The organism is Janthinobacterium sp. SUN026 (genome assembly GCF_030397625.1).
Lineage (GTDB): Bacteria > Pseudomonadota > Gammaproteobacteria > Burkholderiales > Burkholderiaceae_D > Janthinobacterium > Janthinobacterium kumbetense.
Window position 1 is genome coordinate 143,025 of record NZ_JAPQNU010000007.1, and the last position, 17,679, is coordinate 160,703.

A 17,679-nucleotide genomic window follows, 5' to 3' on the forward strand; every position below is an offset into this window, starting at 1 on the left:
CTTTTAATCAATATTTCAATGTGGCAGCGATGATCGCGCAATCATGTGAGCTTGTCTACAAAATTATGTAAATCGCAAAGTTGCATTCAAGGGCCGGGAGTGCAGTCGGCGCAGCCGGGCGCGTGTTCCGGGTCTTTTTCCAGGTGCAGCGCCAGCTCGCGCAGGGCCGTGCGCACGCCTTCCTCGATGACGGGGTGGTAGAACGGCATGTCGAGCATGGCGGGCACCGTCAGCTGCGCCTGGCACGCCCAGGCCAGCAAATGGCCCAGGTGTTCCGCCCGTGGGCCGATCAGCTCGGCGCCGAGAAAGCGCTTGCTGCCGAATTCCGCATACACGCGCAGCAAGCCCTGGTTTTGCAGCATCACGCGGCTGCGGCCCTGGTTGCCGAACGACACGGCGCCGACGGCGAAGCGGCCCGCGTGACTCACGCACAATTGCTGGTATGTCGCGCCCAGGGTGGCGATCTGCGGCTCCGTGAAGGCGATGGTCAAGGGCGTGCGGCGCAAACCCGGTTTGACGTCCGGAAAGCGCGCCGCGTTGTCGCCCGCGATGCGGCCCTCGTCGGCCGCTTCGGGCAGCAGCGGCAGCGCATTGTCGGCATCGCCGGCGATGAAGATGGCGCTCTTGCCGCACTGCATGGTGTGCGCATCATGCAGGGGGACACCATGACGGTCGAGCTCGATTTGCGCCGTTTCCAGGCCGATCTTGTCCACGTTCGGGCGGCGGCCGACGGCGGCCAGCACATACTCGAACTGCTCGGTTTTTTCCACGCCCGCGGCATCGCGGCTGGTGAGCAGGATGCCCTTGCCATCGGGCGTTTTTGCCACGTGCGCGACGCCGGTCATGAAGCGGATATCGAGTTCGCGCGCCAGCACGGCGTCCGCCTCGCGCAGCACCAGAGGGTCCGTCAGCTGCGCGACCTTATTGCCACGCGCAAACAGGGTCACGCGCACGCCGAGACGCGCCAGCGCCTGGCCCAGTTCCAGGCCGATCACGCCGCTGCCGACCACGGCCACGGAAGCGGGCAAGTCCGTCCACTCGAACACGGCGTCGCTGGTGATGACTCGGTCTCCCGCCGCCTGCCACTCGGGCGGCACGATGGCCGTGGAACCGGTGGCGATCACCACGCTGGCCGCTTCCACCAAGGTATGTTCATCCACCTGCAATGTGCCGGGGGAAATAAAACGCGCATGGCCGCGCAATTTTTCTTCGTCGGCAATGGCATTGACGCCGTCGAGCACGAAGCCGACAAAACGGTCGCGCTCGCTACGCACCCTGGCCATCACTTGCCGGCCATCGATGCGCACGGGGCCAGCATGCACGCCGAAAGCCGGCGCGGCAGCCACGGCATGGGCCGCCTCGGCCGCCGCGATCAAGAGTTTGCTGGGCATGCAGCCCACCCTGGCGCACGTTGTGCCGTACGGCCCGCTTTCGATCATCAGCACGCGCTTGCCCTGCATGCGCGCCGCCCTGTGCGCCGTCATGCCGGCCGTGCCGCTGCCGATCACGGCCACATCCACTCGTATCGTCTTCATGCCGCTGCCCATCCGTTTGAGGTTGCTCACAGCGTTCGATACTACCCGTTTGCTGAAAATAAGGTTTTACTTTGCAGCAATATATGCATTAGTATAACTAATCATTTTCAAAATTTATAAGCTGAGCTAATGGGATCACTCGATTATCGCGCGCTGGCCGTGCTGGACGCCGTCGCCAGCCATGGCAGTTTCGACAAGGCCGCCCTGGCGCTGGGCATCACCCAGTCGGCCGTCTCGCAGCGCATCAAGGCGCTGGAAGACGCCAGCGGGCGCCTCTTGATCATCCGTGGCCAGCCAGCCGTGCCGACGGGCCTGGGCCAGCGCCTGATCGTGCATCACCGCAACGTCAAGCTGATGGAAGCCTCGCTCGACATCGACCTGGGCAACAGCGTCAGCATGCCGGAAATCGCCATCGCCATCGATGCCGACAGCCTGGCCACGTGGTTCCCCGACACCTTGTCCGCCCTGCTGGCGCCGCCGCGCTGCCAGCTCGACGTGCGCCTGGCCGACAGCGACAGCGCCTTGCAGATGGTGCGCGACGGCTCCGTGTTCGGCTGCGTGGCGGCCGAGTCGGGCACAGCGATCGATGCGGCGGCCGCCACCAGCGTCACGCCGCTGGGCACCTTGCGCTATGTCTGCGTGGCCACGCCCGTGTTTGCGGGCCACTGGTTCGGCGACGGTTTTATTGCCGAAGCGGTGCAACTGGCGCCCGCCGTCGTGGGCCAGCACGGCTTGCTGGCGCGTTTCCTCGCGGAACAATTGAACATGCGTGAACCGTTTCCGCACCACACCTTGCCGGTGGAAGCGGCGCGCCGCGGCTGCGTCCAGGATGGCCTGGCCTATGGCTTGATGCCGCAGCGCCTGGCCGCGCAGGCGCTGGCGACGGACCGTCTCGTGGATCTGATGCCGGGCAGCACCCTGGACGTACCGCTGAGCTGGCACGCCTGGACCCTGGACACGCCGTTTACCAAGCTGCTGTCCGAGCAGATCGTCAAGTCCGCGCGCGATTATCTGAACTAATTCAGTGAATTAATTTAAATATCCAGCGGGTCCACTTCCAGCGACCATTTCACGCGCGTCTTCATGGCGCGCAATTCCATCAGCCATTCCTTTAAAAACGCTTGCAGGGCGGGACGCGAGGCGGATTCCAGCAGCAGCTGGGCACGGTCCACGTTGTAGACGCGCGTCATGCTCATGGGAATCGGGTCGTTGATGGTCACCTGCGGGTGCTCCATGCATTCCTTGGCCGCCTGCAGGAACTCGATGGCCGTGGCCAGCTCGGGTGCTTCCGCGCGCAGCAGGGCCTGGAACAGGTACGGCGGCAGCGCCGCCTGCGCCCGCTCTTCCAGCAAGGTGGTGGCGAAGTGGTCGTAATCGTGGTTGACGACGGCGTCGTACAGCGGATGGCGCGCATAGCGCGTCTGGATCAGCACTTCGGACACGCTGCCCCCTTCCGTCTGCGCAGCGCGCCCTGCCCGGCCCGCCACCTGCATCAACTGGGCGAACAGCCGTTCGCTGGCCCGGTAATCCTGGGAAAACAGGGCCGTGTCCGGATTCAGAATGCCGACCAGGGTCAGCTTTTTGAAATCGTGGCCCTTGGCCACCATCTGCGTACCGATCAGGATATCCACTTCGCCCCGGTGCACGGTGTCGAACGCTTCCTGCGCGCTGCCTTTCTTGCGCGTGGAATCGGCATCGATGCGCAAGATCCGCGCCTCTGGAAACAATTGCTGCAAGCCCTCTTCCACGCGCTGCGTGCCCCGTCCCAGCGGCTGCAGGTCGACGTTGCCGCACGTGGGGCAATGGCGGGGAATGCGCAGTTCCAGGCTGCAATGGTGGCAGCGCAGCCGGTGCTCGGGCTTGTGCAGCACCATGAACGAGGTGCAGCGCGTGCAATTGCTGATCCAGCCGCACGATTCGCAGCAGATCACGGGCGAATAGCCGCGCCGGTTCAAGAACAGCAGCGACTGTTCTCCGCGCTCCATGCGCAGTTTCAAGGCGGCTACCAAATGCGAAGTCAGGCCATCTTTCGGCCGGTCGCGTTCCATGTCGAGAATCTTGACGCGCGGCAACACCGCATTCTTGACGGCCCGTTCGCGCAACTCCAGCTTGCGGTAGCGCCCCGTCTGTGCATGGTGCCAGCTTTCCAGCGACGGTGTGGCCGAACCGAGCACGATGGGAATCTGCAATTGCCAGGCGCGCCACACGGCCAGGTCGCGCGCGGAATAGCGCAAGCCTTCCTGCTGCTTGTAGGAAGGATCGTGCTCTTCATCGATGACGATCAATTTGAGTTTCGGCAACGACGCCAAGATGGCCAACCGCGTGCCGAGCACGATGCGCGCCTGGCCCTGGTGGGCAGCCAGCCAGTGCAGCATGCGCTCGCCTTCGGACAGGCTGCTGTGCAGGGTGGCCAGCATGACGCCGGGAAAGCGCGCGCGGATATTGCCTTCCAGCTGGGGCGTCAGGTTGATTTCCGGCACCAGGATCAGGATTTGCGCATCGTCCTCGCGCGCCAGCACCTGGGCGCAGGCTTGCAGATACACTTCCGTCTTGCCGCTGCCCGTCACGCCGTACAGCAGGGTCGGCTTGAAACCCCGGGCGCCGCCGATGGCGTCGGCCGCCTCTTGCTGGGCAGGATTCAGGGCCGGCATGTTCAGCGGCGTGCCGTCGTGCGCGTCGGCCAGCTTGCCCAGCTTCTTGATGGCGCGGTCGAGCGCCACGGTGGTGAGCACGCGCAAATTCTTCGGTAAACCCGGCAGCGCCACTTCACCGAGCGGACGCTGGTAGTAATCGGCGGCAAAGGCGGCCAGCGCCAGCCATTGTTCCGACAGGGGCGCCAGCTGGCTGCGCACGGCCAGCACGTCCTTCAGTTTCGCGGCGGGCACGTCGGTGCTGTCGGACACGCCGACGATCAGCCCCATCACTTCGCGCCGGCCGAACGGCACCAGCGCCAGTTGCCCCACTTGCGGCAGAGGCACGGCTGCGTCCGCATCCGCCGCCGCGTTCCAGCGGTAGTCGAACAGGGCGTTCAAGGGCGTGTCGAGCGCGATGTTCAGGATGCACGACGTCAAAATGCACTGCGACATGGGGGTAGGGCCTATCTCAATAAAAAAGCGCGCCGCAGAATCGATGGCGCGCGGGATGTCCGGCATCAAGCCAGCGGGCCATGATACTTGTTTCGCCCCTCAAACGCCTAACGGCAGGCAGGATGGCGTGGCATCGTGCCTGAAGAAAATTCTGTGGATAACTTTGTGGACAAAGCAAAATTAACTTTCGGAAAAATGTGGACAGAAAATTTCGATCGCCGTCAAGAGCGGCACGCAAGAAAAATTAAGTATTTAAAATCAACGACTTAAAAATTGACGCCCGGGAGGCTGGAAAACCGCGGGGCATTTCCGCCGCTGTGCATAACTGAACCATTTGTAATTTATTTATACAGAAATCAGCCCGCTTTTGCGGCGGCCGATCCGAAAAAACGGTGGCGGCATGCTGCAAAGTTGACAATTGCCGGGCAAGCGTTCGTTTTTCCCTGCCGGGCGGCGAAACATTGTTCAATTATCATGCAGTGCAACATGCACTTCAGGTGAAACCTGAACATCGGCGCTAAGTATCGGTTAACAAAATACTTTTCAATTTTATCCACAGAATCTGTTGATAACTTTGTGGACAATGAAGGAATAAGGCAGGCGAACGAAAGAATAACCTTATCAATAGCAACAAAGTCCGCCGAACAAGGCTTTTTTTATGTCTTAATAATCAAGCACTTGCAGAGTGTCTCCGGGCATGGCTTTTCGACTGCCTCTTATTTCCGCAGCAAAAAAAATTGTGCATAAGTCGGTATTTCTTGCGAAGGCGTAGCAAAGAAAAAGGCAGGCTTCCGCTGGAAAGCCTGCCTTTCTGCCCCTGCGCCAGGGGAAAACGGCTACTTACTGGCCGCTGCGCATGGCGCGGCTCATGCTGTGCACGGCTTCCACCATGGCTGCCACCGATTCCGGCGGCGTGAACTGGGAAATACCGTGGCCCAGGTTGAACACGTGGCCCGTGCCTTCCGACGGCGCGCCGAAGGCGTTGAGCACTTTCGCCACTTCGGCGCGGATCTGCTCGGGGCTGGCGAACAGGATGGCCGGGTCCAGATTGCCCTGCAAGCCCACTTTATGGCCCACCAGCTGGCGCGCGCGCGTCAGGTTGACGGTCCAGTCCAGGCCCACGGCGTCGGCGCCGATGTCGGCGATCTGCTCGATCCACTGGCCGCCGCCCTTGGTAAACACGATGGCAGGGATTTTCACGCCATCCTTGTCACGTTTCAATTGCGCCACCACTTGCTGCATGTAGGCCAGCGAGAATTCCTGGTAGGCGCCATCGGCCAGCGCACCGCCCCAGGAATCGAAAATCATCACGGCTTGCGCGCCGGCATCAATTTGCGCATTCAGGTACTGCGCCACGGAAGTGGCGTTGATGGCCAGGATGTGGTGCATCAGGTCCGGGCGGTTGTACAGCATCTTCTTGATGGTGTGGAACTCTTTCGAACCGCCGCCTTCCACCATGTAGCACGCCAGGGTCCACGGGCTGCCGGAAAAACCGATCAGCGGCACGCGGCCGTTGAGTTCCGTGCGGATCTGCGTGACGGCCTTGAAGACGTAGTCGAGCGATTCCAGGTCCGGCACTTGCAACGCCTTCACGTCCTGTTCCGTGCGCAGCGGGCGCTCGAACTTCGGGCCTTCGCCATCGGCGAAATACAGGCCCAGGCCCATGGCGTCAGGCACCGTCAGGATGTCGGAAAACAGGATGGCCGCGTCGAGCGGGAAACGCTCCAGGGGCTGCAAGGTCACTTCCGTGGCGTAATCGGGATTCTTTGCCAGGCCCAGGAAGGAACCGGCCCGCTCGCGCGTGGCGCGGTATTCGGGCAAATAGCGGCCCGCCTGGCGCATCAGCCAGACTGGGGTGTGCTCGGTCGGCTGGCGCAGCAGGGCGCGCAGGAAAGTATCGTTCTGGAGCGGAGCAAATTGTGGCATGGAAGGCAATCAATAGCTTGGAGAAGCGGTATTATCGCATCCAATCGCCGCCATTTCATTGATTCCGGTGCCGCTTTGCAGCATTTGCCACGCACAGCGATGACTTTCGTTGTGCCAGCCCTTCCATTATGATGATGCACGCCGCCGCGCGCCTTGACCCTGCCTGGCGGCCCTTGATCCCCTCACTATACGGAGCCCGCATGACCTCGACCGCATCCAGCACCCCTTATGGCATCTGGCCATCGCCGATCAGCGCAGCCATCGTCGCCGCCGGCGCCTCGCCGCTGACGCAGCTGGCCCTGGGCGGTGCGGATGGCGGCGACGTGTTCTGGCTGGCCGGGCGCGCCAGCGAGGCGGGCCGCAACACCCTGCTGCGCCAGCGCGGCGCGCGCGTCGATGAATTGACGCCGGCGCCCTTCAATGTGCGTACCCGCGTGCATGAATATGGCGGCGGCGCGTATGCCGTGGCCGGCGATACCGTCTACTTTTCGCATTTCGCCGACAACTGCCTGTATCGCGTGAGCGGCGACGCCGCGCCCGCAGCGTTCACCACGGGCGGCAACACGCGCCATGCGGATTTCGTCGTCGATGCGGCCCGTTCCCGCCTGATCGCCGTGCGCGAGCAGCATCCGCAAGAAGGTCATGCCCTGCCGGAAAACTGCCTGGCCGCCGTCGGCTTCGACGGGCGCGAAACGGTGCTGGCGCGCGGCCACGATTTCTATGCGGCACCGCGTTTGTCGCCGGACGGCAGCCAGCTGGCCTGGATCAGCTGGGACCACCCGCGCCTGCCGTGGCAAGGCACGGAACTGTGGCTGGCCGACGTGCAGGCGGATGGCAGCCTCGGTTCGCCGCGCCTGATCGCCGGCGGCGCGCGCGAGTCGATTTGCCAGCCGGAATGGTCGCCGAACGGCTTGCTGCACTTCGTGTCCGACAGCAGCGGCTGGTGGAATCTGTACCGCCTGCACGGCGCCAACATCGAGGCGCTGTGCCCGATGGAAGCGGAATTTGCCACGCCGCACTGGACCTTCGGCGGCAGCATGTACGGTTTCCTGTCCGACGACGAGATCGTCTGCACGTATATCCAGGCCGGCATCAGCTACCTGGCGCAATTGAACGTGGCGGCGGCCAAGCTCGAGCCGATTCCCCACCCGTACCAGGAAATCCGCGAGCTGCGCGTGGGCCCCGGCTTCGTCGCGCTGCTGGGCGGCAGCCCCACCATCGCGCTGGAACTGGCGCGCATCGATTTGGCTAACCATGAACTGGAAGTGCTGGCGCAATCGATCGCGGCCCTGCCTGCGCTCGGCTACCTGTCCGTGCCGCGCAGCTTGAGCTATCCGAGCAACAATGGCCGCACGGCGCACGCCTTCTTTTATGCGCCCACGAATGGCGACGTGCAGGCGCCAGCAGGAACGTTGCCCCCCGTCATCGTCATCAGCCACGGCGGCCCCACCAGCATGGCCAGCAATACCTTGAAACTGGCGACGCAGTACTGGACCAGCCGCGGCATCGGCGTGCTCGACGTCAACTATGGCGGCAGCAGCGGCTTTGGCCGCGAATACCGCGACGCGCTGCGCGGGCAATGGGGCATCGTCGACGTGGAAGACTGCATCGCCGGCGCGCGCTACCTGGTCGCCAACGGCCTGGCCGACCCGGAGCGCCTGATCATCCGCGGCGGCAGCGCCGGCGGCCTGACCACCCTGTGCGCCCTGACGTTCCACGACGTCTTCAAGGCGGGCGCCAGCTACTATGGCGTATCCGACCTGAAGGGCCTGGACAACGATTCGCACAAATTCGAATCGCGCTACACCGACTACCTGATCGCTTCGCAGCCGCAAGCCGAGGCGCTGTACCGCGAGCGCTCGCCCATCCACCACACGGATAAATTGTCGCGCCCAATGATCTTCTTCCAGGGCCTCGATGACAAGGTGGTGCCGCCGCAGCAGTCGCAGCTGATGGTCGACGCCTTGCAGGCGCGCGGCGTGCCCGTCGCGTATGTCCCGCTCGAAGGCGAGGGCCACGGCTTCCGCAAGGCGGAAAACATCGTGCGCACCCTGGACGCGGAACTGTATTTCTACCAGCGCGTGTTCGGCCTGCCCGTGGCGGCCGGCGAGCCTCCCGTGCATATCGCCAATTTGCCCGCATGACCGAGCAAAATGTCGACCAGCATCTGCTGGACGAGTTCGCCGCACTGGAGCAGCATGAGCAGATGATCCTGGCCCTGCTGGCGATCACGGGCGAACCGGTGGGCAAGCATGCCGTGTACGAACACTTGCAGCGCGCCAATGTCGTCGAACCGGACGGCACGCCGTTTTCCCTGCTGGTGGTGACGAACATGCTGCTGCGGCTGACGCGCCTGGCGCTGGCGTCGGAAATCGTGGGACGGGGCTTTGCCTGCGAAGCGAGGCTGCGCTGGCCCGCCATGCGCGCGGCCATCGAACACCTGGTGTTTCGCGACCTGTGCCAGGCCATCGAGCTGATCAATCCCGTGCGCCGCAACTGGGATGGCTACGTGGAGCTGCGCAGCTACCGCCAAGGCGTGGCGCGGCTGCGCATCGCCCTGCTGCGCAATGACGAGGTGCGCCACGTGGCCGCCATCCTGGCCGCCTGCATGGCCTGCTATGAAGCGCAGCAACTGCATCCGCTGATCGAAATCTTCGGCCGGCCGTTCGAGCCGGAAATGTTGTCTTTCGTCATGCCGCAACTGCAGGATGACATCCTCGCCGTGCTGCTGGGCAATGCGCCGCGCGAGCCGGGTACGGCGCACGCCATCCGCGCGTACGCGCGCGCCCACCACGCGCGCCAGGCGGCGGCCGGCGACCATATCGGCGCCGCCCTGCCGCTGGCCCTGGCCGAAGACGCCCTGCTGTGCGGCGAACTCGACGCGGCTGCGCGCTACCTGGCAGGCCAGCAGGGCCCGCAGGTGCTGTTTCTCGATAGCAGCATCGCCTTGTTGCGCGGCGAACATGCGCACGCCGTGGCGGGCTTCGAGACGGCCTTGAAGGGCTTGCGCAAGGAAACAGGCAAGCGCAAGCTGTGCTTCACGGGCATCGGCGGCCACTTGTACGTGCTGGCCTTGCTGCGCAGCAACGACGCCAAGCTGCTGAAAAGCGCGGAAACTTACCTCGATATCGCCCTGCACGCGCAACCGAACCACGACAGCATCGTCTACCAGCAACTCAATACCCTGCGCCTGGTGCGCGCCGGCGTGCAGCTGGCGGAAAGCATCCCCACGCGCAGCTGGGAAACGGCACTGCAGGCGCAACTGTTCCAGGCCTTGTTGTACTACTGGCTGGCCTTACCGCAGTTGAGCGAACGCAAGGATCAGCTGCGCCTGTTGGTGCTGCAAGCGGACGCGGCCGGCTACGATTTGATCGCGGCGCAGGCGGCCGGCTTGCTGGGCTTGATGGGCGAGCCGCAGCAGGAGCGCTATGCGACGGCCAAGCGGGCGCAACATGGCTTGACGGACATGGCACCGTGGTTCGAGCGCCAGGAAGCGTGGCAGCGCCAGCTGAGCGCCCTGATCAACCTGCAACAGAACGCGCCCGCCGAAGCGCTGGGCGGCGTGTCGCGCCTCGTGTGGCTGGTGGCGTTCGACCCGCGCTTCGGCTTGACGGCCGTGGAGGTGCGCGAGCAGAAGCGCGACGCGCGGGGCGGCTGGAGCAAGGGTCGCGCCATGGGCTTGAAACGCCTGGCCGAAGAAGCGGGCGACATCGATTTCCTCACGCCGCAAGACGCGCGCGCGGCGGGCAGCATCGCGCCTTTTAAACAATATTATTCATCGGCACCCCGCTATGAAGTCGAGCTGGACAAGGCCGCCGTCTTGCTGGTGGGCCACCCGCTCGTGTTCTGGCTCGACCACCCCGACACGCGCGTGGAGCTGATCGCCGGCGCGCCCGAGCTTCTCATCAAGTCGCACGAGGGGCAACTGTGGCTGGGCATGCAGCCGCCATTGCCCGACAACGGCAGCAATGTCGTGGTGCAGCGCGAGACGCCGACGCGCCTGCGCGTGGTGCACATCCTCGACGAGCACCGGCGCATCGGCGCCATCGTGGGCCTGGGCCTGTCCGTGCCCCTGCATGCGGAAAAACAGGTGATGCAGGCGATCGGCGCCATCTCGTCCATGGTCACCGTGCAATCGGACATCGGCGGCGGCGCGGGCGATGCGGAAGCCATCACGGCGGACCACCGCCTGCACGTGCATCTGCTGCCCTACCAGCAGGGCCTCAAGATGCAGATCCTGGTCCGCCCCCTGCTCGACAACGGCGCCTATTACGCACCGGGCAGCGGCGCCGAAAGCGTGTTTGCCGATGTGGCGGGCCGGGCCGTGCAGGCGCGGCGCGACTTGAACGCGGAGCGCGAAGCGCAGCGCCAGCTCATCGGTCGCTGCCTGGTGCTGGAAGAGGCGGAAGAAGAGCATGGCGAGTGGCTGCTGGGGCAGCCTGCTCTGGGCTTGCAATTGCTGGTGGAATTGCAGGCGTTGGACCCGGACGGCATGGTACTGGCCTGGCCGGAAGGCGAAACCATGCGCGTGTCGAAACGCATCGACAGCGGCCAGATGCGCCTGAATATCAAGAGCGAGAAAGACTGGTTTGCCGCCAGCGGCGAAGTGCAGATCGATGAAGACAAGGTGATGGATTTGCGCGCCCTGCTCGATTTGATGCAGAACAATAAAAGCCGCTTCGTGGCCCTGGGCGACAACCAGTTCCTCGCCCTCAGCGACGAATTGCACCGCCGCCTGTCGGAACTGGCCGCGTATGGCGAGGCACATGCCGATGGCGTGCACATCCACCCGCTGGCCGCCTTCGCGCTGGAAGAGCTGGCCAACGATGCGGGCGGCGTCAAAGCCGACAAACTGTGGCGCGAACACTTGCTGCGCCTGCGCGCCCTAGACGACTATCAGCCGCAGCTGCCCAGCACCTTGCAGGCGGACTTGCGCGACTACCAGCTGGCCGGTTTTAACTGGCTGGCGCGCTTGGCGCACTGGGGCGTGGGCGCCTGCCTGGCCGACGACATGGGTTTAGGTAAAACCTTGCAGGCGCTGGCGCTGATCCTGGCGCGCGCGCCGCACGGCCCCACTCTCGTCGTCGCCCCCACATCCGTATGCATGAACTGGATCAGCGAGGCGCAGCGCTTCGCGCCCACCTTGAACATCAAATTGTTCGGCAGCGGCGACCGCGCCGACATGCTGGAAACACTGCAGCCGTTCGACGTGGTGGTGGCCAGCTATGGCTTGCTGCAACAGGAAGCCACTATGTTTGCCGGCGTGCGCTGGCATACGATCGTGCTCGACGAAGCGCAAGCCATCAAGAATGGCGCCACCAAGCGTTCGCAAGCCGTGATGGCCCTGCAGGGGGACTTCCGCATGGTGGCCAGCGGCACGCCGCTGGAAAACCACCTGGGTGAATTGTGGAACCTGTTCCGCTTCATCAACCCCGGTTTGCTGGGTACCCTCGACCAGTTTAATTTGCGCTTTGCCGGGCCTATTGAGAAAGATCAAGACAAGCGGGCGGCGGCCGGCGCGCGGCTGCGGCTGCGCCGCCTGATCGCGCCATTCATCCTGCGCCGCACGAAGACGCAAGTGCTGTCGGAATTGCCGTCGCGCACGGAAATCGTGCTGGAAGTGGAATTGTCGCCGCAGGAAACGGCGCTGTACGAATCACTGCGCCGCGAAGCGCTGGAAAAGCTGGCCATGGTGGAAGGGCCGGCATCGAAAAAAGCCATCCAGATCCTGGCCGAGATCATGAAGCTGCGCCGCGCCTGCTGCAACCCGCAACTGGTGGCGCCCGAGCTGGGCCTGGCCAGCAGCAAGCTGACGGCGTTCGCCCAGTTGTTGTCGGGCTTGCTGGAAAACCGCCACAAGGTGCTCGTCTTCAGCCAGTTCGTCGACCATTTGACCCTGATCCGCCGGCACCTGGAGCAGCATGGCGTCAGTTACCAGTATCTCGATGGCAGCACGCCCATGCAGGAGCGCAAGCGCCGCGTCGACGCCTTCCAGGCGGGCGAGGGCGACGTTTTCCTCATCAGCCTGAAGGCGGGCGGCATGGGCATCAATTTGACGGCGGCCGATTACGTGATCCACATGGACCCGTGGTGGAACCCGGCCGTGGAAGACCAGGCGTCGGACCGCGCCCACCGCATGGGGCAATTGCGCCCCGTCACCATTTATCGCTTGGTGGCGAAGCACACGATCGAGGAAGGCATCGTCGAATTGCATCAGCACAAGCGCGACCTGGCCGACAGTTTATTGGAAGGCAGCGACGCGGCCGCGCGCATGTCGGCCAATGACATGCTGGGCATGCTGCAGGAAGGGTTGAAGCAATGAGATTGAAAAAATGAGCGGCGCCACCGCGTTCCATGCGATGATCGTTTTTCCCTGTTTTGATGCCACGCCATGACCGACTATATCGCCACCAGCGCCGGCCAGCGCGCCACCTTTTTATGCGGCAAATCCTGGACCGCCTACGTCAGCACCTTCCTCATCGCCGTGCTGCTGTTTTTTGCCGCCCTGCCGCTGGCCTTCAAGTACAACGCGCGCGCCGCCTTCGTCGTGCTGATCGGCTCGGCCCTGATCGTCGGCTACCGCCTGCTGACCATCCGCAGCTATCAGCTGTACATTGATGAGGCGGGCGTGTGGCTGGCGTCCGGCATCTTGCCGTGGAAAAAGAAACTGACGGGCGTCAAATGGCGCGACATGGATGAAGCCGTCTATGAAACGAACTTCTGGAGCTGGCTGTTCCAGTCCTATACGGTACGAGTCAGCCAGCGCTACACGCAGGAAACGGAAATCCACGCCACCGGCATGGCGCGCGGCAAGGATGCCGTGGCGGCCATCAATGCGCGCCACCAGGAATTGCTGCACGGCAGCGCCATCGTGGTCTAGCGCCGCGCGCTCCCGGCGCAAAAAACTGCGCAGCGGCGGCAATTAATGCTAATCTTTGGGCCGCCCAGGCAAGCAAGGCCAACCTTTCAATAGTTGTTTGTTACTTATATTATCAGTTTATTATTTTCTGATCAGGACAAACAGCAAAATATTCAAGAGATAAACTATGCTGATAAAAAATAAAGTTGCGCTCGCCGCATTGATGATGGCCTTTACCCTGACACCGGCCAGCGCCGCCAAGAAGCCGCAGAAGCAAGGCAAGGCCAGCACCAGCAGCAGCAAGAAAAAAACCGTCGGCAAGAAGGCGGCCGTCGTCAGCGCCGCCACGGCAGCCACGGTAGCGGCCGTCGCCAGCGAGAACAGCAGCGACCGTTCCATGAATAACCTCAGCGGCCAGTTCCTCACGGCCCTGTGGCGCCTGGACCCGGAAAGCGCGATTTCGGTCGGCAAATACGATGGCGCCGCCAACCTGAGCATTCCCGACGCGGCCAGCCGCCAGAAGCAACTGGCCTTCATCGAGGAATGGCTGGGTAAATTCGGCAAGCTGAATGCGAGCAAAATGTCGGACAAGCAACGTACCGACCTGGCCTTGCTGACGAATAAACTGCAATCGGACCGCTGGTATCTGACCACCTTCCGCGAATTCGAATGGAATCCCGCCCAATACAACGTGGCCGGTTCCATCGACTTCATCCTGAACACGGAATACGCGGCCCAGCCGCAGCGCCTGCGCACCTTGCTCAAGCGCATCGCCAGCGTGCCGCAATACTATGCGGCCGCGCGCGCCAGTATCAATCACCCCACGCGCGAACACACGCAGCTGGCCATCGCCCAGAGCGCCGGCGTGCTCAGCGTGCTTGACGACCTGAACAAGACGGCACAGGGCTCCATCCTGACGCCGGTGGAAAAACAGCTGTACGCCGCCCGCATCGCCGCGGCCCGCACGGCCGTGCAAGGCTACGCCGCATGGCTGACGGAACAGGATGCCGCGCTGGCGCAGAACGGCAACGCGCGCTCCTTCCGCATCGGCAAGGAGCTGTATGAGCAGAAATTCGCCTACGATATCCAGGCCAGCGTGAGCGCCGAGCAGATGTACCAGAAAGCCCTGGCCGCGCGCGAAAAGCTGCTCGAGCACATGGATAGCCTGTCCGACGAGCTGTGGGTGAAAACCATGGGCGCCACGGCCAAGCCGGCGGACCGCACGGCAAAGATCGGCATGGTGATCGACAAGCTGTCCAGCAACCATGTGGCGCCTGCCGATTTCGTGCCGGAAATCCGCCGCCAGATTCCCGAACTGCAGGAATGGGTGACCAGCCACAACCTGCTGACGATGGACCCGAAAAAGCCCCTGGTCGTGCGCGAAACGCCCGCCTACCAGCGCGGCGTGGCCGGCGCCAGCATCGAGGCGCCCGGCCCGTATCGCCCGCAAGACCGCACCTATTACAACGTGACGCCGCTCGACGGCGAAACGCCGGAACAGGCGGAAAGCAGCTTGCGCGAATACAACCACTGGATCTTGCAGATCCTGAATATCCACGAAGCCATCCCCGGCCACTACACGCAGCTCGTGTACGCCAACAAGTCGCCGTCGCTGGTCAAGTCCATCTTTGGCAATGGCGCCATGATCGAAGGCTGGGCCGTGTATGGCGAACGCATGATGCTCGAGTCCGGCTATGGCAATAACGCGCCGGAAATGTGGCTGATGTATTCGAAGTGGAACTTGCGCAGCGTCACCAATACCATTCTCGACTACAGCGTGCACGTGCTTGGCATGACGGAAGCGCAGGCGCTCGACCTGCTGACGCGCCAAGCCTTCCAGACCCAGCGTGAAGCCAAGGAAAAATGGCGCCGCGTGCAGCTGAGCTCGGTGCAACTGACCAGCTATTTCAGCGGCTACAGCGAAATCATGGACTTGCGCGAACAGCGCAAGCAAGCGCTGGGCAGCAAATTCGTGCTGAAGGATTTCCATGAGCAATTCCTCAGCTACGGCAGCGCGCCCGTGAAAGTCATCAAGGAACTGATGAATTAACTGGCGCTCGTCGTCAGCTTGCAAAGGGCGCCGCGGCGCCCTTTTTGCATGCGTTTGCGCCGCCGCAAACCACTGGCGTGCCGGTCCACTAAGCTGATGGGAAGGCAGGCGCCACCGCACTCCTCACTGGCAATTGCCGATTTTCCTGCTAGGCTGGATACAGGAGCGTCCATGCATATGCCCATCCAGTTCGACACCCTCGATGACGCCAAACGCCTCGCCTCGGCCGGCGTGCCCACCCAGCAGGCGGAAGCGCATGCAACGGCACTGGGTGAAGTACTGGGCTCGGCCGTGGTCGTGCATGGCGAACTGGCGGCGCTGGAGCGCAATCTGCTGGGGGAAATCAAGCTGGTGGCGCAAAAGGTCGATACCAGAGTGGATGCGCTGGAACTGAAATTCGATACCAGAATAGATGCACTGGAGCAAAAATTCGACGCCCGCCTGGAACGCATGGACTTGCGCCATGGCGCCGACATGAAACACGTATACTGGATGATGAGCACCCTGATCCTGCTCAACCTGGGCATCCTCAGCAAACTGATGCTGCAGTAAGCACCCACTAACTTTCTTGGCGATAAAAAAGCCGCGGCTCCCGAAGAAGGCCAGCGGCTCGTATCGGCACGCGTTGCGGGCCGTCTAGGACGCTTCTTCCGGCGCCTGGGTAGCCCTGACGAAGATCGGCGCCACCAGCAGGCCCAGCTCGAACAGCAGGCACATCGGGATGGCCAGCGAGAACTGGCTGACCACGTCCGGCGGTGTGACGATGGCGGCAATCACGAAGGCGCCGACGATGATGTAGGGACGCACTTCCTTGAGTTTCGCGATAGTAACCAAGCCCATGCGCACGAGGATCACCACCACCACGGGCACTTCGAAGGTGGCGCCAAAGGCCAGGCACATCGACATGACGAAATCGAGGTAGTTTTCGATATCGGGCGTGACGGCGATCGACGAGGGAGAGAAATCGCTGATGAAGTGGAACACGCGGCCAAACACAAAGAAATAGCAGAAGGCCACGCCGGCCATGAACAGCAGGGACGACGAGATGACCAGCGGCGCGATCAGGCGCTTCTCATGCGTGTACAGGCCGGGGGCGATAAACGCCCACATCTGGTACAGCACCCAGGGCAAGGCGACGATGAAGGCGCTCACCAAGGTCACTTTCATCGGCACCAGGAACGGTGAAATGACGCCGGTGGCGATCATTTTCGAGCCGGCAGGCAGCGAGGCGATCATCGGCGCAGCGATAAAATCGTAGATATGCGAAGGCCCAGGCCAGTAAAACAGCACGGCGCAGACGACGGCGATACCGATCGAGGCCTTGACCAGGCGGTTGCGCAACTCGACCAGATGCGAGATAAAGGTTTCTTCCACCGGAGATTTGCTACTCATGAGTAAAAGGAGGAGGAACTGGCGCGCGGACGAAAGCGCGCCACGCGGGCGGCCGCCGACTGCACGTGCAGCTTGCCGCCATGGCGCTGCTTGTACCAGCCGGGAATGGCGGAATTGCGCACCAGCTTCTTGCGGCGGAATTCGCGCGCCTTGCGGGCCAGGTCATCGTTGGTCGCGCGCAGCATGGCTTCATGGGCGTCGTGATGCCCCTCATACGAACTGGCATCGCCGCGCCAGGCGCTTTCCACCTCGGCCAGGTTGCCGGAGATCGAGTTTTCCACGCCATGCATGGATTTCTCCACGCTTTGCTTGACGGAATGGGCCGCATCCTGCACTTCCTTCTGCAGGTTTTTCAGCTCTTCCATTTCAATTTCGCGCGAGACTTCGGATTTCACCTGGTTCAGATAGCGTTGCGCGCGGCCATACAGGGTACCGGCCATGCGCGCCACTCTCGGCAACTTTTCAGGGCCGATGACTATCAACGCAACCACGCCGATGATGGCGATTTTAGAGAGACCGAGATCGATCATAAGCGGACAAGGGCTGTTACCGGACGAGGCAAGCGCCCCGCCACGCTATCAGAACTTGCTTTTCTCTTTCGTTTCGACGTCGATGGTGCTTTTGTCGGCCACTTGCGATGGCGCAGCAGGAGGGGTATTGGCTGCCGGGGCGTCATCTTCGCCCTTGACGCCATCCTTGAAGCCTTTGACAGCCTTGCCGATATCACCGCCGATATTGCCCAGTTTCTTGGTGCCGAAGACCAGCATCACAATGACCAGAACGATCACCCAGTGCCAAATACTCAATGAACCCATCACATTCTCCTTGCGG

12 protein-coding genes are annotated in these 17,679 nt (G+C 62.9%); 6 read left to right on the top strand and 6 right to left on the bottom strand.

Going from position 1 to position 17,679, the window contains the following annotated elements:
• Window positions 1-86: 86 nt before the first annotated feature.
• Window positions 87-1,535, bottom strand: coding sequence for a dihydrolipoyl dehydrogenase (locus OX459_RS25240; RefSeq protein WP_289907014.1), 1,449 nt, complete (start codon window positions 1,533-1,535; stop codon window positions 87-89).
• A gap of 129 nt (window positions 1,536-1,664) precedes the next feature.
• Here OX459_RS25240 and OX459_RS25245 point away from each other — a divergent pair, with 129 nt between their 5' ends.
• Window positions 1,665-2,555: an ArgP/LysG family DNA-binding transcriptional regulator gene (locus OX459_RS25245; RefSeq protein WP_251351549.1), complete on the top strand. Its 891-nt coding sequence runs from the start codon at window positions 1,665-1,667 to the stop codon at window positions 2,553-2,555.
• A 14-nt stretch (window positions 2,556-2,569) separates the two neighbouring features.
• On the opposite strand, the gene OX459_RS25250 is transcribed toward OX459_RS25245, so the two are convergent.
• Together OX459_RS25250 and hemE are read right to left on the bottom strand one after the other, a co-directional pair.
• Window positions 2,570-4,621 carry a primosomal protein N' gene (locus OX459_RS25250; protein ID WP_289907016.1) on the bottom strand — a complete coding sequence of 684 codons (2,052 nt, stop codon included), beginning with the start codon at window positions 4,619-4,621 and terminating at the stop codon, window positions 2,570-2,572.
• An 840-nt stretch (window positions 4,622-5,461) separates the two neighbouring features.
• A complete protein-coding gene (gene hemE / locus OX459_RS25255; RefSeq protein WP_099666089.1) occupies window positions 5,462-6,547 on the bottom strand; it encodes a uroporphyrinogen decarboxylase in 1,086 nt (361 codons plus the stop codon).
• A gap of 200 nt (window positions 6,548-6,747) precedes the next feature.
• On the opposite strand from hemE, the gene OX459_RS25260 reads away from it, so the two are divergent.
• From OX459_RS25260 to OX459_RS25280, 5 genes are all read left to right on the top strand, one after another.
• Window positions 6,748-8,691: a S9 family peptidase gene (locus tag OX459_RS25260; RefSeq protein ID WP_289907018.1), complete on the top strand. Its 1,944-nt coding sequence runs from the start codon at window positions 6,748-6,750 to the stop codon at window positions 8,689-8,691.
• Window positions 8,688-12,869, top strand: coding sequence for a DEAD/DEAH box helicase (locus OX459_RS25265; protein ID WP_289907020.1), 4,182 nt, complete (start codon window positions 8,688-8,690; stop codon window positions 12,867-12,869). Before OX459_RS25260 ends, OX459_RS25265 begins: the two co-directional genes overlap by 4 nt.
• 69 nt (window positions 12,870-12,938) lie before the next feature.
• Complete coding sequence (locus OX459_RS25270) at window positions 12,939-13,427, top strand: hypothetical protein (protein WP_289907022.1); 489 nt, start codon at window positions 12,939-12,941, stop codon at window positions 13,425-13,427.
• Between the two features lie 169 nt (window positions 13,428-13,596).
• Window positions 13,597-15,456: a DUF885 domain-containing protein gene (locus tag OX459_RS25275; RefSeq protein ID WP_289907063.1), complete on the top strand. Its 1,860-nt coding sequence runs from the start codon at window positions 13,597-13,599 to the stop codon at window positions 15,454-15,456.
• Window positions 15,457-15,627: 171 nt separating this feature from the next.
• On the top strand, window positions 15,628-16,008 hold the full coding sequence (locus OX459_RS25280; protein ID WP_289907024.1) for a hypothetical protein: 381 nt from the start codon (window positions 15,628-15,630) through the stop codon (window positions 16,006-16,008).
• 84 nt (window positions 16,009-16,092) lie between these two features.
• Here OX459_RS25280 and tatC read toward each other — a convergent pair whose 3' ends face one another.
• The 3 genes from tatC to tatA are packed head-to-tail and all read right to left on the bottom strand — an operon-like array spanning window position 16,093 to window position 17,663.
• Window positions 16,093-16,848, bottom strand: coding sequence for a twin-arginine translocase subunit TatC (tatC, locus tag OX459_RS25285; protein WP_289907025.1), 756 nt, complete (start codon window positions 16,846-16,848; stop codon window positions 16,093-16,095).
• A complete protein-coding gene (gene tatB, locus OX459_RS25290) occupies window positions 16,845-17,378 on the bottom strand; it encodes a Sec-independent protein translocase protein TatB (RefSeq protein ID WP_289907027.1) in 534 nt (177 codons plus the stop codon). Before tatB ends, tatC begins: the two co-directional genes overlap by 4 nt.
• A gap of 48 nt (window positions 17,379-17,426) precedes the next feature.
• On the bottom strand, window positions 17,427-17,663 hold the full coding sequence (gene tatA, locus OX459_RS25295) for a Sec-independent protein translocase subunit TatA (RefSeq protein ID WP_034780931.1): 237 nt from the start codon (window positions 17,661-17,663) through the stop codon (window positions 17,427-17,429).
• Between the last annotated feature and the right edge of the window lie 16 nt (window positions 17,664-17,679).

Excerpts from the sequence above, each read along its gene's own strand:
- OX459_RS25240 (WP_289907014.1), bottom strand. The coding sequence starts at position 1,535 with ATGAAGACGATACGAGTGGATGTGGCCGTGATCGGCAGCGGCACGGCC.
- OX459_RS25245 (WP_251351549.1), top strand. The coding sequence starts at position 1,665 with ATGGGATCACTCGATTATCGCGCGCTGGCCGTGCTGGACGCCGTCGCC.
- OX459_RS25250 (WP_289907016.1), bottom strand. The coding sequence starts at position 4,621 with ATGTCGCAGTGCATTTTGACGTCGTGCATCCTGAACATCGCGCTCGAC.
- hemE (WP_099666089.1), bottom strand. The coding sequence starts at position 6,547 with ATGCCACAATTTGCTCCGCTCCAGAACGATACTTTCCTGCGCGCCCTG.
- OX459_RS25260 (WP_289907018.1), top strand. The coding sequence starts at position 6,748 with ATGACCTCGACCGCATCCAGCACCCCTTATGGCATCTGGCCATCGCCG.
- OX459_RS25265 (WP_289907020.1), top strand. The coding sequence starts at position 8,688 with ATGACCGAGCAAAATGTCGACCAGCATCTGCTGGACGAGTTCGCCGCA.
- OX459_RS25270 (WP_289907022.1), top strand. The coding sequence starts at position 12,939 with ATGACCGACTATATCGCCACCAGCGCCGGCCAGCGCGCCACCTTTTTA.
- OX459_RS25280 (WP_289907024.1), top strand. The coding sequence starts at position 15,628 with ATGCATATGCCCATCCAGTTCGACACCCTCGATGACGCCAAACGCCTC.
- tatC (WP_289907025.1), bottom strand. The coding sequence starts at position 16,848 with ATGAGTAGCAAATCTCCGGTGGAAGAAACCTTTATCTCGCATCTGGTC.
- tatB (WP_289907027.1), bottom strand. The coding sequence starts at position 17,378 with ATGATCGATCTCGGTCTCTCTAAAATCGCCATCATCGGCGTGGTTGCG.
- tatA (WP_034780931.1), bottom strand. The coding sequence starts at position 17,663 with ATGGGTTCATTGAGTATTTGGCACTGGGTGATCGTTCTGGTCATTGTG.